25 protein-coding genes, 1 tRNA gene and 2 pseudogenes are annotated in these 19389 nt (G+C 65.7%); 10 read left to right on the forward strand and 18 right to left on the reverse strand.

All coding sequences use genetic code 11. The annotated features are described in order from the left end of the window. Positions 1 to 14 precede the first annotated feature (14 nt). The 3 genes from SY89_RS03035 to SY89_RS03045 all read right to left on the reverse strand — a co-directional run bounded on the left by SY89_RS03035 (position 15) and on the right by SY89_RS03045 (position 2522). Positions 15 to 1853 (reverse strand): hypothetical protein, encoded by a 1839-nt coding sequence (locus SY89_RS03035; protein WP_204374414.1) that lies wholly within the window; start codon positions 1851 to 1853, stop codon positions 15 to 17. A gap of 152 nt (positions 1854 to 2005) precedes the next feature. Then, positions 2006 to 2251, reverse strand: a complete 246-nt coding sequence (locus SY89_RS03040; RefSeq protein WP_054583095.1) for a hypothetical protein — start codon at positions 2249 to 2251, stop codon at positions 2006 to 2008. A gap of 171 nt (positions 2252 to 2422) precedes the next feature. Beyond that, a tRNA-Arg gene (locus SY89_RS03045) sits at positions 2423 to 2522 on the reverse strand. 84 nt (positions 2523 to 2606) lie between these two features. Here SY89_RS03045 and SY89_RS03050 point away from each other — a divergent pair. Together SY89_RS03050 and SY89_RS03055 are read left to right on the forward strand one after the other, a co-directional pair. Beyond that, positions 2607 to 3227, forward strand: coding sequence for an AAA family ATPase (locus tag SY89_RS03050; protein ID WP_054583096.1), 621 nt, complete (start codon positions 2607 to 2609; stop codon positions 3225 to 3227). Then, positions 3224 to 3640 carry an RNA-binding domain-containing protein gene (locus tag SY89_RS03055; protein ID WP_054583097.1) on the forward strand — a complete coding sequence of 139 codons (417 nt, stop codon included), beginning with the start codon at positions 3224 to 3226 and terminating at the stop codon, positions 3638 to 3640. Before SY89_RS03050 ends, SY89_RS03055 begins: the two co-directional genes overlap by 4 nt. 43 nt (positions 3641 to 3683) lie before the next feature. On the opposite strand, the gene SY89_RS03060 is transcribed toward SY89_RS03055, so the two are convergent. From SY89_RS03060 to SY89_RS03080, 5 genes and pseudogenes are all read right to left on the reverse strand, one after another. Next, positions 3684 to 4241, reverse strand: a complete 558-nt coding sequence (locus SY89_RS03060; protein ID WP_054583098.1) for a magnesium transporter — start codon at positions 4239 to 4241, stop codon at positions 3684 to 3686. Then, positions 4238 to 4819, reverse strand: a complete 582-nt coding sequence (locus SY89_RS03065) for a magnesium transporter (RefSeq protein WP_054583099.1) — start codon at positions 4817 to 4819, stop codon at positions 4238 to 4240. The genes SY89_RS03060 and SY89_RS03065 overlap by 4 nt, the downstream gene beginning before the upstream one ends. A 45-nt stretch (positions 4820 to 4864) precedes the next feature. After that, positions 4865 to 6102 (reverse strand): annotated as a pseudogene (locus SY89_RS03070) (MFS transporter). A gap of 55 nt (positions 6103 to 6157) precedes the next feature. Continuing rightward, on the reverse strand, positions 6158 to 6388 hold the full coding sequence (locus SY89_RS03075) for a hypothetical protein (protein ID WP_144427115.1): 231 nt from the start codon (positions 6386 to 6388) through the stop codon (positions 6158 to 6160). A 19-nt stretch (positions 6389 to 6407) separates the two neighbouring features. Further along, positions 6408 to 6611 carry a hypothetical protein gene (locus tag SY89_RS03080; protein WP_054583101.1) on the reverse strand — a complete coding sequence of 68 codons (204 nt, stop codon included), beginning with the start codon at positions 6609 to 6611 and terminating at the stop codon, positions 6408 to 6410. Between the two features lie 231 nt (positions 6612 to 6842). Here SY89_RS03080 and SY89_RS03085 point away from each other — a divergent pair, with 231 nt between their 5' ends. The 7 genes from SY89_RS03085 to SY89_RS16405 all read left to right on the forward strand — a co-directional run bounded on the left by SY89_RS03085 (position 6843) and on the right by SY89_RS16405 (position 11607). After that, positions 6843 to 7331, forward strand: a complete 489-nt coding sequence (locus SY89_RS03085; RefSeq protein ID WP_144427116.1) for a hypothetical protein — start codon at positions 6843 to 6845, stop codon at positions 7329 to 7331. A gap of 89 nt (positions 7332 to 7420) precedes the next feature. Continuing rightward, positions 7421 to 8434 carry a tyrosine-type recombinase/integrase gene (locus tag SY89_RS15650; protein ID WP_080506578.1) on the forward strand — a complete coding sequence of 338 codons (1014 nt, stop codon included), beginning with the start codon at positions 7421 to 7423 and terminating at the stop codon, positions 8432 to 8434. Between the two features lie 1034 nt (positions 8435 to 9468). Continuing rightward, entirely contained in the window at positions 9469 to 9660 is a 192-nt protein-coding gene (locus SY89_RS16400; RefSeq protein WP_144427117.1) for a hypothetical protein, read from the forward strand. 44 nt (positions 9661 to 9704) lie between these two features. Next, on the forward strand, positions 9705 to 9926 hold the full coding sequence (locus SY89_RS03095) for a hypothetical protein (RefSeq protein WP_144427118.1): 222 nt from the start codon (positions 9705 to 9707) through the stop codon (positions 9924 to 9926). Then, positions 9923 to 10174, forward strand: a complete 252-nt coding sequence (locus SY89_RS03100) for a hypothetical protein (RefSeq protein WP_054583105.1) — start codon at positions 9923 to 9925, stop codon at positions 10172 to 10174. The genes SY89_RS03095 and SY89_RS03100 overlap by 4 nt, the downstream gene beginning before the upstream one ends. Beyond that, positions 10171 to 10635, forward strand: a complete 465-nt coding sequence (locus tag SY89_RS03105; RefSeq protein ID WP_054583106.1) for a hypothetical protein — start codon at positions 10171 to 10173, stop codon at positions 10633 to 10635. Before SY89_RS03100 ends, SY89_RS03105 begins: the two co-directional genes overlap by 4 nt. 498 nt (positions 10636 to 11133) lie before the next feature. Beyond that, entirely contained in the window at positions 11134 to 11607 is a 474-nt protein-coding gene (locus SY89_RS16405; RefSeq protein WP_144427119.1) for a hypothetical protein, read from the forward strand. Positions 11608 to 11697: 90 nt separating this feature from the next. Here SY89_RS16405 and SY89_RS03110 read toward each other — a convergent pair whose 3' ends face one another. Next, positions 11698 to 13089: a signal recognition particle protein Srp54 gene (locus SY89_RS03110; protein ID WP_054583107.1), complete on the reverse strand. Its 1392-nt coding sequence runs from the start codon at positions 13087 to 13089 to the stop codon at positions 11698 to 11700. Between the two features lie 124 nt (positions 13090 to 13213). Beyond that, entirely contained in the window at positions 13214 to 13735 is a 522-nt protein-coding gene (locus tag SY89_RS03115) for an Ntn hydrolase family protein (RefSeq protein WP_054583108.1), read from the reverse strand. Positions 13736 to 13815: 80 nt separating this feature from the next. Here SY89_RS03115 and SY89_RS03120 point away from each other — a divergent pair, with 80 nt between their 5' ends. Further along, positions 13816 to 14970 (forward strand): outer membrane protein assembly factor BamB family protein, encoded by a 1155-nt coding sequence (locus tag SY89_RS03120; protein ID WP_054583109.1) that lies wholly within the window; start codon positions 13816 to 13818, stop codon positions 14968 to 14970. A 9-nt stretch (positions 14971 to 14979) separates the two neighbouring features. Here the strand turns inward: SY89_RS03120 and ftsY are convergent, their stop codons facing one another. The 8 genes and pseudogenes from ftsY to SY89_RS03160 form a co-directional block, all read right to left on the reverse strand. Further along, a complete protein-coding gene (gene ftsY / locus SY89_RS03125) occupies positions 14980 to 16053 on the reverse strand; it encodes a signal recognition particle-docking protein FtsY (RefSeq protein WP_054583110.1) in 1074 nt (357 codons plus the stop codon). Between the two features lie 6 nt (positions 16054 to 16059). Continuing rightward, positions 16060 to 16526, reverse strand: a pseudogene (pfdA, locus tag SY89_RS03130) (prefoldin subunit alpha). Beyond that, positions 16526 to 16702: a 50S ribosomal protein L18Ae gene (gene rpl18a, locus SY89_RS03135; protein WP_049981175.1), complete on the reverse strand. Its 177-nt coding sequence runs from the start codon at positions 16700 to 16702 to the stop codon at positions 16526 to 16528. Before rpl18a ends, pfdA begins: the two are co-directional and overlap by 1 nt. Positions 16703 to 16842: 140 nt before the next feature. Continuing rightward, the gene (locus SY89_RS03140) at positions 16843 to 17508 is read right to left on the reverse strand and encodes a translation initiation factor IF-6 (RefSeq protein ID WP_054583111.1); all 666 of its coding nucleotides are present in this window, start codon (positions 17506 to 17508) and stop codon (positions 16843 to 16845) included. Positions 17509 to 17514: 6 nt separating this feature from the next. Continuing rightward, entirely contained in the window at positions 17515 to 17793 is a 279-nt protein-coding gene (locus SY89_RS03145) for a 50S ribosomal protein L31e (RefSeq protein WP_054583112.1), read from the reverse strand. Then, complete coding sequence (locus tag SY89_RS03150; protein ID WP_049981178.1) at positions 17793 to 17945, reverse strand: 50S ribosomal protein L39e; 153 nt, start codon at positions 17943 to 17945, stop codon at positions 17793 to 17795. Before SY89_RS03150 ends, SY89_RS03145 begins: the two co-directional genes overlap by 1 nt. A gap of 50 nt (positions 17946 to 17995) precedes the next feature. After that, entirely contained in the window at positions 17996 to 18529 is a 534-nt protein-coding gene (locus SY89_RS03155) for a hypothetical protein (protein WP_054583113.1), read from the reverse strand. 96 nt (positions 18530 to 18625) lie between these two features. After that, on the reverse strand, positions 18626 to 19315 hold the full coding sequence (locus SY89_RS03160; RefSeq protein ID WP_054583114.1) for a DUF5828 family protein: 690 nt from the start codon (positions 19313 to 19315) through the stop codon (positions 18626 to 18628). Positions 19316 to 19389 lie beyond the last annotated feature (74 nt).

Here is a 19389-nt window from a genome sequence, read left to right on the forward strand (position 1 = left end):
CTTTTGATGCTGGATTAGATTGCAATCTCAGGCCCAAACGTCGGCGACGGGCGGATCGTTCTCGCGGTCGATGATCGGCAGATCCTCTTCCTGCTCGGTGTGATCCTCGACGAGTTCGAGATCGCGGCTCTGGTCGAGCTCACCGCTGGGAGGTCCCAGTACGCGTACGCACCGCGGTAGTTCACGATACACCGGAACGACGCTTCATCGGGTAGGGTCGAGCGCACCGCTGGAGCTTCGACCTCGGACAGCGCGCAGTCTATCGCGGCTTCGAGATCGTCCACGTCGTCCCACTGTCGCCGGGCGAGTTCGTCCCGGAGGTCCGACTCGCTGGCAGCTCGTACCGAGTCGAGCGAGCACCACCGGACGGCCTCTCGTACGTCGGGGTCGTGCAGGTGGTCGTTCGGCTTGATCCCGTCGCTGATGCTCTGCGAGCAGGACCAGAACCGGCGGTTCGTGGCCCAGTACAGCGCGAGCTTCCACGTCGCGGCCTTGTCCGCGAACGAGTCGGAATTCTGTTCCTGGAAGGATTCCGTGGCGTCGAGCAGCGAGCCGAACGTCGCGCTCAGGTACTTGCCGAGGTACGCGCCCGCTGTCGACTCCATCTCGTGGCCCTCGTCGCCGAACTCGATGAGTTCGTGCGAGCGGGTGCGGTCGCGGACCCACTCTTCGCCGTGGTCGTGATCGCCGAAGCGATACCAGTCTACGAACCCCTCGTCGCTCTGGAACTCGGGGCCGAGATCCTCGAGGTCGTCGCGGTAGGTCAGCGGGTACACGTCGACGATCTCGCCCTGTCCGTAGTCGGCCCACTTCGCTGCCAGCTCGGGCTTGTCGCACAGCCACGGCATGCCGTCCTCGGCACGGGTCGGCACGTCGAAAAACAGTACGTGCAGGTGCGGGTATCCGCTTTCAGTGAACTCCAGCGCCTTGATGTAGTCCGGTCGCCGTCGCGGTCGCCCGGTCACATCACTATCTAGTCCTGGTCTCCAGCCGCGCACGTCGGGGTCGCGCGTGTCGCTCTTGGTCGAGGGGTCCGAGTCCATGTACGACAGCAGGCGGTTGAACGCGGGGTTGATCGAGTCGATCCCGTCGAGCAGGGACGACTGCCGCTTGGGGTCTGTGGTGAACGTGGCGAGTACGGCGTTCTCCGACCGCTCGTACGCGTGTTCCAGCGCACCGTTGAACCGGGCGAACTGCTTCGACACCCGGCCTTCATCGTTGAAACGGGTCTTGTAATCCTTCGTCATCCGGCGGTCTGTCTGACCGCCTCGGCGGTCGAGGAACTGCACGTCGAACAGCAGGCAGTAGTCCTCGATCCTGTTCAGGTACGATGTAAAACCGTCCGTCAGCAACTCCCGCAGGTCAGGGTCTACAGAATCGACGCGAGCGAGGTAGTTACGCAGGAAATCGCGGTCGAAGGTGACGCCCTCGCTCTGGGCCGTTTGAGTTTTGCCTTCTGTAATCAAGTCAAGAAGCCGCAGTGTGGGCGTCACCGTCAGGACCCCTGACGACCGGCATTTCCGTACGTACGGGTCGTCGGGGTCGGCGAGGTCGTTCACGAACCTGTACGCGAACTGGTAGTCAGAATCTGATCCGTCGACGCGCTCGCAGGACTCTGGGCTGACTCCCTTCACGGCGTACGAGACGACGTGAGACAGCGGCGTACCCTCCGGATGCTCCGCGAGGAACCGTACAACGCGTACGCGCTGCTCGTCGCGTTCGGTCAGGCTTCCGTCGAGGAGCAGCCCGCGGCCGAGTAGATCGCGCTCTTCCAGCAGCCCTGCGAGGGCGGGTGTGTTACATCTGTCCGCGAGGTCGCTGCCGCTCAGCGTGTGGAGCGGCTGGACGCTCATCAGCGACCTCTCGATCTACGGCTCTGGAGCCGAGAGTTCGAGTCCGCGCGACCCCCGCAGGGAGGGGCCGCGCGGACGGATGCCGCCGGCCCTTGCCATGGGTGGGTCGGGCGGTGGGTGGGTCACTCGGTTGGGGGTCGAGGTACCGGGCATCAGTCCCACCGGCTGGAGATGCGCTTTCTGACGTGCCCGTGAGCAGCGTAGTGAACGTGGCACTCCAGACAGGTACCGGCTTCATGGAGAGCCGACCGTTCAGGGTTGAGGCACCGCTCTTGGCAGCGTTCGCAGTTGTACGCGACGAAGTTCTGATGCCGGAGGTCCTTCTCCGGGTCCGGCGTCACCTTCGGCTTCAGGATCTGCCGAACCGTCTGGATCGGGTCGACCTCTTGGGTGCTCACCGAGCACCACCTCCGAGTAGGTCGACCGCTGTACGGCGAAGGGGCCCGTTCGACTGTCGAACGAACTCCGAAATTCCAGAACGAACTGGGAACTCTGTACTACCGAGAGACGCACAGCAGCGGCTCTGTACCGTTGCTTCGCTGAAAAGCAAGTAACCGCGAGTTTCAGCACGGGCACGGTGGGATTCGAACCCACGACCACCGGATGGCTCCCCCGAGGGACCCACCGGGGTTAGAAGTCCGACGCTCTGTCCAACTGAGCTACGCGCCCTCATCGATCCATTACCCTCCGAGCGCAAAAACCGTCGGGTTCGTCCCGCAGCGCTTAACCCCGCCAGCCGAGAACCCAGAGCCGATGCGAATCATCGGCACCGTCGGGCTGCCGGGCAGCGGCAAGGGCGAAGCCGCCGCGGTCGCCCGGGAGGCGGGCATCCCGGTCGTGACGATGGGCGACGTGATCCGGGCGGAGACCCGTCGACGCGGACTCGACCCGAGCGAACACCACGGCGAGATCGCCCAGCAGCTCCGCGAGGAGGAGGGCGAGACCGCCATCGCCGACCGCTGCATCCCGCTGGTCCGGGACGCCGCCGAGGACCAGTCGGGCGAGCCGGTCGTGCTCGTCGACGGCCTGCGCTCGATGGCGGAGGTCGAGCGCTTCGTCGACGCCTTCGGCGAGGAGTTCCTCCTCGTCTCCATCGAGGCGCCCTTCGACCTGCGCGCGAAGCGGCTGGGCGACCGCGGGCGCGAGGCGACCGATCTCGACCGCGAGAAGCTCCGGGAGCGCGAGGAGCGCGAACTCGGCTTCGGGATGGGCGAAGTGATGGACGCCGCCGACCTCACCATCGAGAACGACGAGAGTCTGCAGGCGTTCCGCGAGCAGGTCGAAGCGGTGCTGGAACAAGGCGAGGCCGCCGTCGACGAGCGAGGGTCGGCTGCCGGCCGGACGCAGTCCGGCGACGGAGGTGAACGAGAATGATCTACAGCGTCGACGTGACGATCGAAGTGCCGGTCCAGGCGACGGAGGTCGCAGAGCGCGTCGAGGACGCGGTGACGAACCTGTTCCCGGACGCGGAGTTCCGGCGCGAGCCCGACCGCTTCGTCGCCGAGAGCCACTCCCTCGACGCGTTCTCCGACGTACTCCACGAACAGGAGATCCTCGACACCGCCCGCCGGGAGTTCTTCAACGGCGCCGATGACGAGGGGTTCTCCTTCTCGCTGAAGAAACAGCCCGCCTTCGAGGGCAAAGTCAACTTCGCGGTCGGCTCCGCGGACGAACTCGGCGACATCCAGGTCCGCGTCGACGTCCGCGAACCCGACGTGGAGTCCTTCATCGATCACGTCGCCCCGCCGACCGAGGAGGGGCGCCCGATCGATCCGGACGACCGCTAAGTCGCCTGACGGCTCCGCCGGGGACGACCATACCCTTGCCAAGTCACAGCGTGAGTTCGACGACCGCGAGCAGCACCACCACCCCGAGCACGTCGCAGGTGTTCGTGACGACCGGGATCACCACGTCGTCGGGGTCGAGCCCGTAGCGGTAGGCGCCGTACGTTGCGACGAGGGTGACCGCGACCGCCAGCACCGCGAGCACCACGCCGCTGACGAGCGAGATCCAGACGACGGTGGTGATCGCCAACTGCGCCCCGCCGAGCAGCGAGCGCAGCGCCCACGCCCCGGCGCCGACGACCGGGAACAGCGTCACCGCGAGCGCGACGGTGGCGACGGCGTTGCCCGCGAGCGCCTCGTCGGTCGGCGAGAAGGAGAGCGTCCCGAGGTGAAACGCCGTCGAGAGCCGCGACGCGAGGATGCTGCCGAGGTTGCCCGCGGTGCCGATAGTGACGGGCACGAGCACCAGCAGGGTTGGGTAGCGATACAGCGACGCCTCGAACGTCCCCAGCACCAGCCCCGAGCCGACTTCGACCATCGTCAACACGAGCAGCACGGGCAGCATCGCCCGAGTAATCGCCCGAACCGACCACTCGGTCGTCACGCGCCACCTCCGGCGGCGAGCACCAGCCGCACCGCCAGGAGGAGGAAGGCGAGGCCGAACACGTCGCCGGTCGTCGTCACCACCGGGCCGACCAGCGTGTCGGGGTCACGCCCGCGACGGTAGCCCACGAACACGACGACGACCACCACCGCAGTCAGCGCGACGCCGGAGAGCAGCCCCGCCACGAGGCTGATCGCGACCAGCGTCGTGACGCGAGCAACGTCGTCGCCAAACACAGTGAGGATCAGGAACACCGCGACGGCGGCGACCGCGCTGGCGAGCAGGCCGTTGGCCAGCGCGGCGGCCATCGCCCCGCGCAGCCGGCGGTTTCCGAGATCGACGCGCGGCTCGACCAGCCCCTGGTGGAGCTCGGTCGAAAGCCGTGCGCCGAGGCTGCCGTAGACGTTCCCCCGCGTCGCCAACAGCGCCGGCACGAGCACTAACAGCCCCGGCACCGCCCGGAGTTCGGCCTGCATCCCGCCGAGGACGACCCCCGCGAGCAGGCCGCCGACGAGGCTGGCGCCCAACGGGGGGAGCGCCGCCTCGTAGGCCTCGCGGGCGACGGCGAGGACGCTCATCGACCGGAACCACGACGCCACGGGTGAAAAACCCCGGGCGCCGGCCTACGCCGCGTCGCCCAACACCGCGATGACGCCGAGCAGGGCGAGTGCGACCACGAGCCCACCCCCCAGCGCCGTGAACGCGGCGTCGTACCCCTGGGTGTCGATCAGGAAGCCGGTCACCCCGGGTGCGACGGCGCCGGCGGTCATCAGCACGGTTCGTACCACGCCCAGCCCCCGCCGGCGGCGTCGTCAGGCAGCAGCGACATCAGGAACGCGCTCCGGACCGGTCGGAACCCGTGGGCGCCCAGCCCGAACACCACGACGGCGGCGGCGACGGCGACCACGCCCTGCACCGAGAGCAGCAGCGCCGCGCCGACGACCGCGGCGCCGACGGTGGCGAACAGCATCGGCAGTCGCCCGACCCGGTCGGTGAGTTCGCCCGTGCCTAACTGGACCAACGAGACGACGAACAGTCCGGAGTAGAGCGTGTTCGCGACGCCCGGCTCCAGTTCGGCGGCCTCGGTCAGGTACAGCGGGAGGAACGCCACGACGCCGTTGTACGCGAACGCGAACGCGACGGTGACGCCGACGAACAGCCCGACCCGCGGCACCGTCATCAGCCGCAGGTAGCCCGCGAGCGAGCCGTCGATCCCGCCGTCGCCCGAGGGCGCCGTCGCCCGCTCGTCGTCGAGATGTCTGGGGGTCCGGCGGACGAACAGGACGGTCAGGGCGGCGACGAGCAGCGCACTGGCGAGGAAGAGGCCACGCCAGTCCGGCAGTGCGTACGTGACCGCGAGCGGCGCGGCGACGCCGCCGAAGGCGGCGACGGTGTCGAGCACGCCCAGCGCCCGCCCCGTGCGCTCGCGGTGCACCGCCGCGAGCAGCCGCACGGCGACGGTTTTGTGCGCGCCGGTGCCGACGCCGATCAGCAGCATCCCGCCGACGATCGCGAGAAACTCGCCCGGCACCGACGCGACGGGGCCGACGGGGACTGCCAGATCCGGGAGGGGGACCGGCACCACCAGCGCGAGCGAGCCGAGGGTGGCGACGACGGCGCCGCCGGCGATCACCCGGACGGGCCCCTGTCGGTCGGCGATCACGCCGGAGGGGAACTGCATCAGCGCGTAGACGGTCATCAGTGCCGAGAACGCCAGCCCGGTCGCGGTGTTCGAGACGCCGAAGGCGGTCTGGAACGGTTCGAACAGCGGCGGGAACAGGTAGCGGACGAACTTCGCCATGAACCACAACAGCGACGTGAAGATCAGCGCGTCGTAGCGCGCGAGGCGGCGAAGCTCCATTCGACCCGCGATACCTCGGCGAGGGGGAAAAAGCGCGCGAATCCGGCGAACGGCGTCAGAGCGGCGGTCGCTCCCAGCAGTCCGGACACCGGAACCCCGCGGGTTCGTCGCGGCCGTCGCGGGTGACGACCCGCCGTACCGACGCCTCGGCCCCACAGTCGCCACAGGTCACGCTACCGGGTCGGTCGTACCCCGCGGGCACCCACTCGGGCGGGTCCCGGGCCGCCTCCGGCGAGAGCAGCCACCGCGGCACGGCGGGTCTGTCGGTCAGCATCGCTTCGGCCATCGCCGCCACGCCCCTCGGGTCACCACGACCGACCCGCTGCGGGAGCCCGTGTAGCTGAGCACGTAGCGGTCCCCGAGAGCGCGGCGACGCGGACGCGATCCACGCCGTCGCGGAACACGCCCCCCTCGGACTGGTTGTAGCCGAGTTCGGCGACGGGCTCGCCGGCACATGGCCGTGGCTCGTCGGACTCCTCGAGCAGTTCCGCTTCGGGGATGCCGAACACGGACGAGCGTCGTCGGCCCGCAGAATCAAACTACCGGCGGCACCGCCGAACCCGGCCGTGGCGACTACCCGAACGGCCCCATGCCGCCGAGGCCGCCACCGCCGCCGTCGCCGCCCTGCATCTTCTTCATCATCCGCTGCATCCTAACTGAATCGGTAGACGTTCGTAAAGACAAAGTGGGTGGGCTGATTAGTGGGGGATACGATGGGACGGACCCAACTCAATATCCGCATGGATGCGGAGGAAAAGGAGGAATGGGACGAATACCGTGAGCAAGCGCGTTGGGCCGACAGCCTCACCGATTTCGTAAAAACAGCAGTCCGTGAGAAGATTGAGCGGATGGATTCCGAAGGGGGCGACTTCGAGGTTCCTGAGGTAGACGCCAGTGGTGGCGGTGTCGCTAACAGTGGTGAGGTCTTGGAGCGGATTCAGGACCTTCGCAACGATATGCAAGACCTTGAGTCAGAGGTGAGTGGTGCTGTAGACGCCGTGCATGCCCAACAGGGTGTTGACCCTGATTTGGCACCAGAGCTGTATCAGGCCCTTCCTGTGGGTGAGGAAGACGCCATGACGGCGGAAGACCTTGCACACAAGACGGGCCACAAAGAGGCCGCTGTTCGGTTCGCCCTCGAAAACCTACGCCGTAGTGATGGGTTGGGGGTAACGAACGTGGTAGAGGTAGAAGACCAGCGAGGTAACGTCACTACCTCCGTGGGGTAGAGTCTTACCCCACAGGAGAAGTGAAAGGCGGTGCTGCTGCTCACGTCGTCGGTGAGCCACGGTGGTTCAAATCTGAGGAGGCCTAATTCATGTCTAAGACCACCGACCGCGAAGCCGAGTTCATTCAAGAGTACGTCGAGAGTCGGGCGTATGACGACAAATATGGTGGTCCTGAAACTCTCCGTGAGAACGCCAAGAAGTACGGAGCCAGCCTGTTCGGGACGAATGTAAGTCGCATGGGGTGGTTTGACTGGCTGGATGAACGGAAGGACAAATCGCCAGAGGAAGCCACTACGAAAGACGTTCGGGGATTCCTCTTGTACCTCCAAGAGGAAGGTCTATCCAGTCCGTCACAGACACAGGCTCGCTCAGGTATCAGCCTCTACTACCAGTTGATGGATATAGACTGTGAGAATCCTGTTGAAGGGCTTGACGGCTCTTGGCGGGCTACCACGAACAAAGAGAAGGCGACGGGAGACAAGCGCAACCACCCTTCGCGTGAGGATATTCAGGCTATGGTTGAGAACGCTCCAGAGCCAACCCTTCGCTCTACTCTCATAATCAGACTGTTGTATCAAACGGGTTGTCGACGTATGGAACTCGCAACCATGCGGAAGGACAAGGTGGACCTTGAGAACCAAGAAATCCGTGTTGAAGCCGATAAAACCGATGACTGGAGGACTGTTACATTCCGTGAATCCCTCCGTCAACCTCTCAATATCTGGATTAACGGTCCCCGAGAGGATGAACCAAGTTACGACGAACACAACCCCTACCTGTTCCCTTCCCCCACCACACGGGGAAAGAATGACCATATCAGTGGGCAAATGGTGCGCCAGACGGTGCATGAAGCCGCTCAGAACGCGGGAGTTCAGGATACCTACGGTGACGGTGATGTGAACGGGCAAAACCAGTGGAAAGTAACTCCCCACGCGCTACGGCATGCCTTCGCCGTTCATTCTGCGGAGAACAGTGTCCCCGCCCCACATCTCAAGAAGATTATGGGACACACTAAGTTGGACATCACGCAGATATACGCCGACATCGCAGAAGATGACGCTGCAGAAATGATGAAAAAGCGGGGACCGTCCCTCGGGGACTGAACCGCTCACGCCGTACTCAGACGCTATTTTGCCGTTCGTAGCCGATTCAACTATCCGAGCAGCAACTATTCGACAGAATCGCTCAGACTAAAACCCCGAGGAACAGGTATCGCCCCGCCCTGAGGGTAGGGGTAGCGCGGAGTAGACACGGCTCCCGCTCTACCGCTCAGTTTCAGCAGTCTCAAGCCGTCTCTGTCGGGTGGGGGTAAAACGCTTCTACGGCCTGCCTGTGGGCGGTAGAGACGCCGACGGCCCAATATTGGGGTAATCGGAGGTAGTTGAGAGCCGTGACTGAAACATGAGCATCGGTAATACTGTGGCCGCTCAGACGAACCTATGAGAGGCTCAAGCGCGTTCGGTGTGACGCCGATGGTTGGCTGTGGCGTCGCTTCGAGCGGCGTGGGCGGGCGCACACGCGTGTGCGATTGCGCTCGCGCCCGCTTCCCGACCCGCGGGAGCTACGTTCGTGGAGCGGCCCCACGTTCATAGCACATCTGGAGCCAAGAACGTGGAGTAGTATTACTATGCTGTATATAGCTGCGCGCGTAGACCACAGAATGGGCGTGTCTCGGCCCGTACCGCCCGCTATCAGACGCCTTAGCCGATTCCATCTTTTCGGAATAACTAATTTGCTTACATATCCGTTGTGGGCGGGCCATGTGGGTGGTACTCACGACACCCACAATTGGTGGCTCCTATCCGCGCATGGGGGCGCTAACCCCGATTTTGGCCTTCTCGGGGCCTATTCGAGATTCTATACAGATTTGTGTATATCTTTGGCTATCTTTCAGGTATTCTATACGCGTACGCGCACAAGACAAGGCCGTTCCAGTGTATTAGTCGGGTATCCCGCGGTAAATCCGTCTGCCGATACCCACTTACCCCCATCTCGGCCCCATCTCTCGGGTTACGTAGGTGGCGGCCGAATAACCCGAATCGGTGGTGTGGGCCGTCTGTCTGTTGCTCACGCCGATAGGGGCGGCGTCCAACGCTCGTAGTACACACTTGTCAGTACGGTTAACGTGAGAGGAAAGATGTCTGAGGAACCTGAGCCGCGAGAACGCTACCTGCGTATGAACTCAAAGGACCGTGAGGCTATCAAGAAAGTGAAAGATGAACACTTCGACGGAGAAGTCCCGCTTGGGTACGCCGCGAGGTACGCTTGCGAGCAGTTGGTAGAGGACACTGAGGACACTGACGCCGATAGTGGAGGTGTTCGGCTATGAGTGAGTTGACAGTTGTGGATACTCGGGTGGAGCCACTGAGCCGCGTGGAGTTCAACCCCGACGGCCGTGTAGAGTACGCCGATGGGCGGCTCACTGCCGTGTATCCCAAGAACGCGGATACAGTGGAGTACGTCGTTGGCGTGTTCAACTACCGCGAGAGTTCAACTGTCGAACTCCCCGACAATAGCGTAGTTCTCAGTGTCGGTGAGGGGACGGTAGTGGCGGCCGTACCCGCCGACGCCTACGGTGTGGAGGGTGAGGCATGACGGTGGACCTACACCCTGACACGGTGGAGGAAGCGCGGGACCGTGATGGGTCGGCCGCCGAGGACCGTCCCGAGGCTATCAGTGAGGCTCTTGAGGGAGCGGAACTCGGGTACGGCGATGGGGAGCCACTGGTTGGGGACACCTACGACGGCTACCCCAACCGTGAGGAACTCTCGAATCCGTCGCAAGGGGGTTCCTCCGCGACCTTCTCGCCCACCCGCAAGTTGACGGGCTGGATACGGCCGTGAAGGAACTCACTGGGGCGCGAGATACAGCAACCCTCCGTAAGTGGCTCACCACCCTCGAAGCGGCCGCCGACGCCCACGGGCTGGATGTGGACACCCTCACGGCCAAGGGTGAGGACGAGCGGGAGCAAGGGGGTGGGGACACTCTCACGTCCCTTCTGGGCTACGAGCCGCCCACGGACATGGTACGCCGTGACAGCCCCATCCTTCTGGCGGAACTCTACACCCTCGGGCTGAGTGTGACGGAGGTAGCCGATACGCTCACCGAAAGGGTGGAGGGTGACGTTCGGCCCGCTCATGTCCGTGACACCCTCAAGGACATGGGGTTACTGGAGGGTCGTACCCGTGAGGAACAGCAGGAAGCGTTCGAGGAGAAGGGTGGGCGGATTGGTGGGACCACTGTGGACCATTCCGACTCTACAGATACGTCGCCCGACCTTACGGTTAGCGCGAGCGACTTCTAAGCGGCGTCTCACAACCCTCTGCGGCTCTTTTTACGTTATCTAATCAAGGGTAGCCACAGCTGTAGCGGCCTACCCCCGTGTAGCGATTGACACACCCAAGGCTGGCGGGTGTTGAAGTATGCCAAGGGGTTGGCAAAAAAAGCGGGAGATGTACGGCGGGATTTCTACACGTCGGCTCCCGTGGGCCGCGCCGACGTATTAGCGCCCGTCGGTGGCTGAGTGAAACAACGAAGGATTCGACAATCCCAGTCCTTTCTGTTGACGCACTGGCGATATGGCACCAGTGGCAACCGTGGTCATCAAGTCGGGGCAACTGGCCCCGACTCTCCCGTGTTAACCGTACTGACAAGTGTCGTAGGACAGTTGTGGGACGGCTCAGACGCTTGGTTCGTCTGCGTTGTGGAGGGAGGGCGCAGCCCCGACCGCTCCCGACACGCGGGGCGAAAGACAGTTCTTTGCGACCCAAGTTGTTTTACCTAAAAATTCGTTACTTGAGGTATGCTTGGCGCAATAGCTGGAGGTCTTGTTAGTGGTTTTCTCGGGGGCGCTGTTGCCGTGGAATACCGCACTCGTCGGGACAAATGTTCTGAGTTAAATAATTGGTACGGTGAAGTGATACGGTATTCGACCCAAATTGAGAACGCAATTCCTGAGGATTGGTTAGAGTATCTTGAAGGGGATATGGAAGATTTCGACAACGCAGATGTCAGGAATGACAGGAAAGAGCAAATGGACTCGGAGTTAGGTGAATTAGCTCGAAAGCTTCGCGCCCACCTTGATAATGCTCCAGCGGATGTTCCATCAGAAATAGTCAAAAAGATGGATGAGTCTGCGCGGAAGTGCGAGATGGCGTCTGAAAATCGAGGCCAAGTAAAATTGGGAACAGTTCATGACGCGTATATTTCTCTCACCAGTGCCAAAGAAAAGTCAGAAGATGAACAAGACAATATCGGTTGGATATTCATTTCGTGACTCAGGCCCCACGCATGGGGCGCGTAAATCCACCCCCTACCACGGAGAGTAGGGAACCTACTTCGGCGCCAAAGACGACGGGGGAGCCGACTACCCGAACGGACCAAGACCGCCCATACCACCCTCTCCGTCTTTACGCCCGTCTTGCATTTTGCGCATCATCCGCTGCATGTCGCCGTCGCCCATCCCCTGGAACTGGTTGAGGGTCTGGTCCATCATCTTGTGCTGTTGGAGCAGCTCCTGGACCGTCTCCTCGTCGGTGCCGGAGCCGCGGGCGATGCGCTGGACCTGCTTGGCGCCGATGGAGCGGGGGTTCTCCAGTTCCTCGTCGGTCATCGAGTCCATGATGACCTCGAAGTTGCGCATCCGGTCTTGGGTCACGTCCATCGCGTCGTCGGGGAGCTGGTCCATCATCCCGCCGCCCATCCCGGGGATCATGTCCATCACCTGGTCGAGCGGCCCCATCTTGTTCATCGCGTCCATCTGGCGCTGCATATCTTTCAGGGTGAAGTTCCCCTGCAGCATGTCCTCGGGCTCCCAGTCGTCGTCCTCCTCCCCGGTCTCGGCCATCGCGCGCTCGACGCGCTCGGAGAGCTGCTTGAGGTCGCCCATCCCGAGCAGCCGGGAGATGAACCCGTCCGGCTCGAAGCGCTCGATGTCCTGGACCGTCTCGCCGGTGCCGAGGAACGCGATCGAGGAGTCGGTCTCGTTGACCGCCGTCAGCGCGCCCCCACCTTTGGCGGTCCCGTCGAGCTTGGTGATCGTCACGCCGTCGATGCCGATCGCGTCGTCGAACTCCCGGGCCTGCTCCTTGGCGCCCTGTCCGATCGCGGCGTCGAGGACGAGCAGGTTCCGGTCGGGGTTCACCTCGCGCTCGATCTCCTCGATCTCGTCGATGAGCTCGGTCTCCAGCGCGTGTCGACCCGCGGTGTCGACGATGTGGACGTCGGCGTCCTCGGTCGCTTCGAGGCCGTCGCGGGCGATCTTGACGGGGTCCTCGGCGTCGGGGTCGCCGTAGAACTGCACCTCGGCGTTCCCGGCCATCTGCTTGGCCTGCTGGTAGGAGCCCGGCCGGAACGTGTCGGTCTGGATGACCGCGGGGCGCAGCCCCTTCTTCGAGAACCACCAGGCGATCTTGGCGGCGGTCGTCGTCTTCCCCGAGCCCTGAAGCCCGGCGAGCATGATCGTCTGGGGCTCGAGCGGGATCTCCGTCGAGTCGCCGACGACCTCGACCATCTCCTCGTAGACGATCTTGAGGATGTGGTCCCGCGCGGAGGTGCCGCCCGGCGGCTCCTCGTTCAGCGCGCGCTCCTCGATGTTCGAGGAGAGATCCATCACCAGGTCGACTTCCACGTCGGCCTGCAGCAGCGAGCGCTGAATCTCCTTGACGATCTCCTGGACGTCGTCCTCGTCCAGGCGGGACTTCCCGCGGAGCTTGTCCATCGTGCCCCGCAGAGAGCTCCCGAGGTTGTCGAGTACCATCTTACGTCTCTCTTGACGGCCGATCCATAAACGCTTGTCCGTCCCAACGCAGGCGACAGCGCCGCGACTCGGAGGGAACCGAGGCTGAAGCTGGCCGTTCTGGCTCCCGTCTTTCGCTCGGCGATCAGGCGTTCGACAGCGTCCACACGTCGGCTTCGTCCCCGGTCCGCGTGTCCCGTTCGGCGACGCCCTCGATCAGCTCCCGCGCGAACGTCGCGGCCTCCTCCAGCCCCTCCGGAACCCCGGCTTCCAGTCGGCCGAACGCCAGCTCCGCCCCCGTGCCGAGCGCGACCGGCGAGTCGTCGATGACGCTACCGTCGGCGTACACCGCACGGGCTCGTGCGTGGCCGTCGTCGTCGCGGGCGAGTACGGCGGCGTCGGTGCCGACTGCGCCGGCCACCTCGCTGGCCAGTTGGGTGAATGGCTCGATTCCCGGGTTCCCGCCGTGGTCGGCTTCGTACTCCCGGCGCTTCCCGTCGAGTTCGCGCCGGAACTCGCCGGGGTCGTCGACGGCTGCGCCGCCGCAGTCACCGAACGCGGCGAGCCGGTCGGCGCGCTTGCTGCTGACGGTGTCGTTGCTGACGACGAGTCGGTCGGCGGCGAGGGTGGCGCCGCCCTCGGTCTCGAACGCGACGACGGTGGGCATGGGGCCGTGTTTGGGCCCCGGCGTGAAAACCCCCGTCCCGCGTCGGAGCCACCAAGTGTCCCCGTCGCCAACCACGGCCAATGCCCTCCCGACGCGACCTGCTCGCGACCATCGGCGCCGGCGCGGCGCTGGGGCTGGCGGGCTGTGCCAGCCGCGACTGTACGCCCGCCGCGCCCGTCGGCACCGACTGGCCCCAACCGGGTGGGGATCCGGGGAACACCGCTGCCCTCCCCGACGGCTCGGTCCCCGCACGCGTCGGCGACCGCTGGCGCACACCGATCGTTCCCGACACCGACCTCCTCGCCTTCGCGGGTGCGGTCGTCGACGGCGACCGCATCGTCGGGCTCAGTCGGATCCCCGAAACCGGGCTCTACACCGAGTACGTACTCCGCGACGGGAGTACGGCAACCCGCGCCACGGTCCCGGAGCGGATCGCCGCACCGCCGGTTTCGGGCAGCGGCTTCGACGCCGTCACCGCCGCGACAGCCGACGGCTCGGAGCTGCGGCTGTTCGCCGACGGCACCGAATCCGGGCGCTACGCGTTCGGCTCGGCCCCGGCCACCCCACGAGCCGCCGGGTCGACGTTGTTCGGCGGCGACGCCGACGCCGCGTTCGCCTACGAGGTGACGGACGACCGGGAGCGATGGCGGCGTGCGTTCGGCGACCCGCAAGAGGGCGGCGCGGTGTCGTTCTCGCCGGCCGTCGACGACCGACGGGTGTACGTCACCGTCACCAGTTCGAGCGACCGCGGGATCCACGCGCTCGACCGGGCGACCGGCGAGATCGACTGGGCCGTCCCGGGGCCGCGTGCGACCCGTGCGCCCGTCCGAACCGGCTCGCTGCTGCTCGTTCCCGTCAGACACGAACTGCTGGCGTTCGACGCCGAAACCGGCGAGCGCCGCTGGTCGACGCCGACGCCGGCCGACCGGCGGACGTTCCGCTCGCCCGCGGGGACCGACGCGGGGCTGGTCGTCGCCGACGGCGCGGTGATCCACCAGATCGACCCGGAGACCGGCGACCTCGGCTGGTCGGTCGAGTTCGATGGCGTGGGCCGGCCCGCCGTCGTCGGCGACACCGTACTCGCGTCGAACGACGCGGCGACACGCGCGCTCGCACTCGGCGACGGGAGCGAGCGCTGGCGGATCGACGACGTGTCGCTGATCGCGCCGCTCGGAAACGGCGTGCTCGTGCGACGCGACGACGAGCTGGTCGCGTGTACTACCTGCGAGAACTGAGGACGGGGGTTACTCCTCGTCGCCGAGCAGTTCGGCGACCAGTTCCTCGGGATCGAACTCCCGGAGGTCCTCGTACCCCTGCCCGGTGCCGAGGAAGAGAACCGGCTTGCCCGTCACGTGGGCGATAGAGATCGCGGCGCCACCCGAGGAGTCGGCGTCGGCCTTCGTCAGCACGGCGCCGTCGATCTCGGCGGCCTTGTTGAACTCCTTGGCGCGCTCGACCGCGTCCTGTCCGGCGACGGCCTCGTCGACGAACAGCGTCATCTCGGGGTCGACCACGCGGTGGATCTTCTCCAACTGCGTCATCAGGTCGTTGGAGGTGTGGAGGCGACCGGCGGTGTCGCCCAGCACCACGTCAACGTCGTTGGCGGCGGCGTACTCGACGCCGTCGTAGATGACCGCGGCGGGGTCGCCGCCCTGCTCGTGGGCGATCACCTTCCGGCCGACGTTCTCGGCGTGTTCGGTGATCTGCTCGCTGGCGCCGGCGCGGTACGTGTCACCGTTCGCGAGAACGGAGCTGTAGCCGCGCTCGCCCAGCCACTCGCTCATCTTGGCGATGGACGTGGTCTTACCGACGCCGTTGACGCCGGTGAACACGATCGTCACGGGCTTGTCGGCCTCGGCGATGCGCTGCTCGAAGTCGAACTGACCGACGGAGATCACGTCGACCAGCGCGTCCTGGAGCGCCTCCTCGACGAGTTCGGCGGTCGTGTCGACCTGTTTGCGGCTCTCGCCGATCAGCTGCTCCCGAACCGAGTCGAGAATCTCCTCGGCGACGCTCATCTCCACGTCGCTCTCGAGCAGCGCCATCTCCAGCGACCAGAGCGGCTCCTCGAGGTCTTCCTCCTCGATGATGACCCGCCCGGTCGCGAGGGCGGCGGCCTGCCGGAGGCGGCCCGGGCCGCCGTCGTCGTCCGTCTCCTCGCTCGACTCGCGGTCGGGCGCCGCGGCGGGCGTCGAGGACTCGTCTTCGTCGTCGGCTGCCGCCTCCGCCTCGGCGGCGGCTTCGGCCTCCTTCTCCTCGACTTCCTCCTCGACGTCCTTGCGGAACGAGCCGAGCTTATCCTTCAGTCCGTCGAACATGGGGCCTTACTGGTCGTCTTCCGCCTGCTGCTGCATCTGCTGCATCTGCTGTTGCTGCATCTGCTGTTGCATCTGCTGGGCGCGCTGTTCGAGCTCGGCGCTCTCCTCCTCGAGGTCGGAGATCTCCGAGCGAACCTCGCTGATGCGGTCGTCCAGCGACTCCTTCTTCGACTCGAGCGCGTCGACGGCGTCGGTGCTGTCCTGCTCGGCCGCGTAGCCGCCGCCGAGGTCGACGATGATCTCGTCGATGTCCTGAACCTCCGCGCGGACGTAGGCGCCGCCGCCGGGGGACCTGCACCGTCGAGCCGCACCGTCGAGCCGCTGTCGAGCGTCTCGATCGCCTCGATGGCGTCGTCGACGCCGGCCTTCTCCGACTGGAACTCCTCGATCTCGGCTTCCTTCTCCTCGATCTCGACGTCGAGCTCCTCGAGCTCCTGGGAGAGCTGCTGCAGCTGCTGCTGGCCTCCGCCCATCATGCTGCGGTCACCTCCTCGATCTCGATCTGCGTGCGCTTGAGGTTGTGCTCGGCGCCGAACTGGGAGAGCACGTGCTCCTGGGCGACGGACTCGTTATCGGCGTCGACGCTCCGCTCGAAGGCCTGGCGACCGTCCCGGGCCTCGAACGTACCGCTCACAGTAAACTGACTCATGCCCGAAAATGGCCGGGCGAACGGGAAGTAGCTTCCGAAAGGGTACTCGGACGACCAGCGGGCTCACCGTAGCCACGGCGTCGAGCGCCGTGGGAGCGACACGGCAGTCACTCCCGGTCACTCGCCTGGGCGGCGTCGCCTCAGTCTAGATAGCCCAGCGTGTCCTCGATGCGGCCGAGCTCCGGCCCGGTCGTGTCGCGCCCGACGACGTACCCATCGTCGTTCGCGACCAGTCCGGACCCGACCAGCGGCGCACCGTAGTTGATCGTCCCCACGTCGGCGTACACGTCGAGCAGTTCCTCGAGGGCTTCCAGCTCGGGCTCGCGGGCGCCGGGCTGACAGAGCACGCCCTGGTTGGTGGCAACCGCGGCGGTGCCGACGGTGTCCACGTCGCCAAGCGAGCCGCGCTCGACGGGGACCGACAGCGCCTCCTTGACGACACTGACCTGTTCGTCGGTCAGGTCCGGGTGGACGTAGGCGCCGCTGTCGTTCGCGAGCACGACGTTGCCGGCGGCGTTGATCTTCCCGGGCAGCCCGTAGACGGGCCGCTCGGTCGCCGACTCGATGCGTTCGCGCTCGCGTTCGGTGACCCGCCCGGAGACGAGTAGCCCGTTCTCGTTGCCGACCGAGAGCGCGCCGACGGTGTTGGAGCCGGCGACGGTGGTCGGGAGGGCGTCGACGCCGAGCTCGTCGCTCATCCCCTCGATCACGTCCTCCTCGGCGTCGGGGCGGATCAGCAGACAGTCTTCAGTCGCTCGCGCGAACACCCCGACGTACGAGGAGCCGGCGAAAGCCGCGCGGAACACAGCGTGTTACTCCGTCGGCTCGGCCTCGACGACCGTCTCGCCGTCCTCGTCGAAGCGTGCGGCGCGAACCCGAATCGAACTCGGGGGCTTGCTGCGCCCGCGCTCCCAGACGACTTCGTTGACGGCCGGGTCCAGGCGGACCTCGTCCTCCTCGACGGAGAACTGGGTCGCGAGGTGTTCGGTGATGATCGAAATCGCGGCGTCGGCCCGCTCCTGCTTGGGCGCGTTCTTGGCGTCTCGCAGCGGGACAGTGACGACCCGCTCCTCGAAGTCGCTTGCGCTCATTATTCGTCGATGTTAGAGCGCCGCCAGTTGCGCCGCTTCGGGTTGCGGGTGACTTCCATATCGGTCTTCATCATCACCCACGCCGGCACGCGGGAGTTCTGTCGCTCCTTCTTGCCGAGCCGCTTCTTCTGCGCTTTCGATTTCTTCCCCATAGTGGCCGCCAGTTCCCTCGCTCGACGTAAAACGCTGTCCATCCGCGTGCTCAGGACCGGGACTCGACCCCGAGGTGGACGGTGAGCGAGACGGTCTCGCCCCGCTCCGCCGCCCGGTGGAGCCCACAAGCCCGATGGTTCCCGTCGAGTAGCCGGGGTGGCCACTCGCCGTCGCGCTGCCACGCGACCGCGGCACCGAACTCCTCGTCGTTGTGGGCGGCGAACCACGTGATCTTCGCTGCGGCGTCGGGGAAGTCGTCGACGACAGACGGGTCGTCCAGCCGTTCGACCGCTCCTGCCACGGTGCCGTCCCCGGAGAGGTGGTCCCACGCTGGTTCCGGGAACGTCCCCAGTCCGCCCAGTTCGTCGCCGGTCAGTTCGACCGCGCGCCAGTGGAGCCGATCGTCGACGACCGGCTCGGCGGGTTCCTCGTAGGTATCGGTCAGCTCTCGAAGGAGTCGCTCGCGCTCCCAGTCGGTCGGGTCGGCGTCGGGGTACGCGTCCTTCCGGGCCTCGCGCTCGATCCAGTCTCTGAGCACCGTCTCGACGGCCACTGGCTCGCCGCGCTCGATCCAGTCGGGCATGGGTTCGGGACTGTCGGCAGAACGAACAAACCGGTTCCGGTCGGCCCTTGCCGCCCCAGCGGGCGCGGACGACGAATGGGCCCAGCCGTCGGCTCCTCAGTTTCGCGTCGACTTCGAGCTCCCCTCGTTGTCGGGCGAGGAGAACTCCGCACCTTCGACGGCTTCGGCGGTCTCGACCTGCTTCTCGGTGTCGACGTGCCAGCGGTCGACCTCGTCGTCGTACGCCGCGAGCCGGTCGCTGACCTCCTCTTTCAGCTCGTCGTCGTTGACGTTGACCTCGAAGACGAACTCGGTCTCGCCGCCCCGGGAGCTCCGCTGGATGTTGGCGCTGATGAGCTCGTTGTCGAAGTAGTACGGCGCGAGCTGGGTCATCACCTTCCGGTAGACGGTGTCCTCGACGGTCCGGATCGCCTTCCGGCCCGCGGAGTCCGCCGCGCGGGTCGCGTAGTCGATCGAGTCCTGCCAGCGCTGCAGCGCGCCGTCGTTGTCGCCCTCCTCGACTTTCTCGTAGGACTCGGTCAGCTTCTCGCCCGCGGACTTGATGTCCTCTTCGGGGTCTTTCCCCTCGCGCTCGCCCGGGCCTTCGCTGATGCTCGCCTGCTCTGCGGTCTTCTCCTCGACGTCCTCGCCGAGCGTCTCGTGGGCTTTCGGCCGCCACTCGTCCCACGCTTCGAACGCCTCGCCCTCGACGCCGGCGTCACGGAGTGCGCGACTGATGCGTTCTCCGTGTTCGACGATGTCGCCCCACGAGCCCCGCTGTTTGAAGCCCGCGATGCTCTCCTCCATCTTGGTGGAGCGAACGGCGCGACGACACATAAGTCCACGTAGTCCCTGTGGACGTACCACACGGTCGCATAGCC

Origin of the sequence: Halolamina pelagica (assembly GCF_001307315.1) — an archaeon.
Taxonomy (GTDB): Archaea; Halobacteriota; Halobacteria; order Halobacteriales; family Haloferacaceae; genus Halolamina; species Halolamina pelagica_B.

Excerpts from the sequence above, each read along its gene's own strand:
- SY89_RS03035 (WP_204374414.1), bottom strand. The coding sequence starts at position 1,853 with ATGAGCGTCCAGCCGCTCCACACGCTGAGCGGCAGCGACCTCGCGGAC.
- SY89_RS03050 (WP_054583096.1), top strand. The coding sequence starts at position 2,607 with ATGCGAATCATCGGCACCGTCGGGCTGCCGGGCAGCGGCAAGGGCGAA.
- SY89_RS03055 (WP_054583097.1), top strand. The coding sequence starts at position 3,224 with ATGATCTACAGCGTCGACGTGACGATCGAAGTGCCGGTCCAGGCGACG.
- SY89_RS03065 (WP_054583099.1), bottom strand. The coding sequence starts at position 4,819 with ATGAGCGTCCTCGCCGTCGCCCGCGAGGCCTACGAGGCGGCGCTCCCC.
- SY89_RS03075 (WP_144427115.1), bottom strand. The coding sequence starts at position 6,388 with ATGGCCGAAGCGATGCTGACCGACAGACCCGCCGTGCCGCGGTGGCTG.
- SY89_RS03085 (WP_144427116.1), top strand. The coding sequence starts at position 6,843 with ATGGATGCGGAGGAAAAGGAGGAATGGGACGAATACCGTGAGCAAGCG.
- SY89_RS15650 (WP_080506578.1), top strand. The coding sequence starts at position 7,421 with ATGTCTAAGACCACCGACCGCGAAGCCGAGTTCATTCAAGAGTACGTC.
- SY89_RS16400 (WP_144427117.1), top strand. The coding sequence starts at position 9,469 with ATGTCTGAGGAACCTGAGCCGCGAGAACGCTACCTGCGTATGAACTCA.
- SY89_RS03100 (WP_054583105.1), top strand. The coding sequence starts at position 9,923 with ATGACGGTGGACCTACACCCTGACACGGTGGAGGAAGCGCGGGACCGT.
- SY89_RS16405 (WP_144427119.1), top strand. The coding sequence starts at position 11,134 with ATGCTTGGCGCAATAGCTGGAGGTCTTGTTAGTGGTTTTCTCGGGGGC.
- SY89_RS03110 (WP_054583107.1), bottom strand. The coding sequence starts at position 13,089 with ATGGTACTCGACAACCTCGGGAGCTCTCTGCGGGGCACGATGGACAAG.
- SY89_RS03115 (WP_054583108.1), bottom strand. The coding sequence starts at position 13,735 with ATGCCCACCGTCGTCGCGTTCGAGACCGAGGGCGGCGCCACCCTCGCC.
- SY89_RS03120 (WP_054583109.1), top strand. The coding sequence starts at position 13,816 with ATGCCCTCCCGACGCGACCTGCTCGCGACCATCGGCGCCGGCGCGGCG.
- ftsY (WP_054583110.1), bottom strand. The coding sequence starts at position 16,053 with ATGTTCGACGGACTGAAGGATAAGCTCGGCTCGTTCCGCAAGGACGTC.
- rpl18a (WP_049981175.1), bottom strand. The coding sequence starts at position 16,702 with ATGAGTCAGTTTACTGTGAGCGGTACGTTCGAGGCCCGGGACGGTCGC.
- SY89_RS03145 (WP_054583112.1), bottom strand. The coding sequence starts at position 17,793 with ATGAGCGCAAGCGACTTCGAGGAGCGGGTCGTCACTGTCCCGCTGCGA.
- SY89_RS03150 (WP_049981178.1), bottom strand. The coding sequence starts at position 17,945 with ATGGGGAAGAAATCGAAAGCGCAGAAGAAGCGGCTCGGCAAGAAGGAG.
- SY89_RS03155 (WP_054583113.1), bottom strand. The coding sequence starts at position 18,529 with ATGCCCGACTGGATCGAGCGCGGCGAGCCAGTGGCCGTCGAGACGGTG.
- SY89_RS03160 (WP_054583114.1), bottom strand. The coding sequence starts at position 19,315 with ATGGAGGAGAGCATCGCGGGCTTCAAACAGCGGGGCTCGTGGGGCGAC.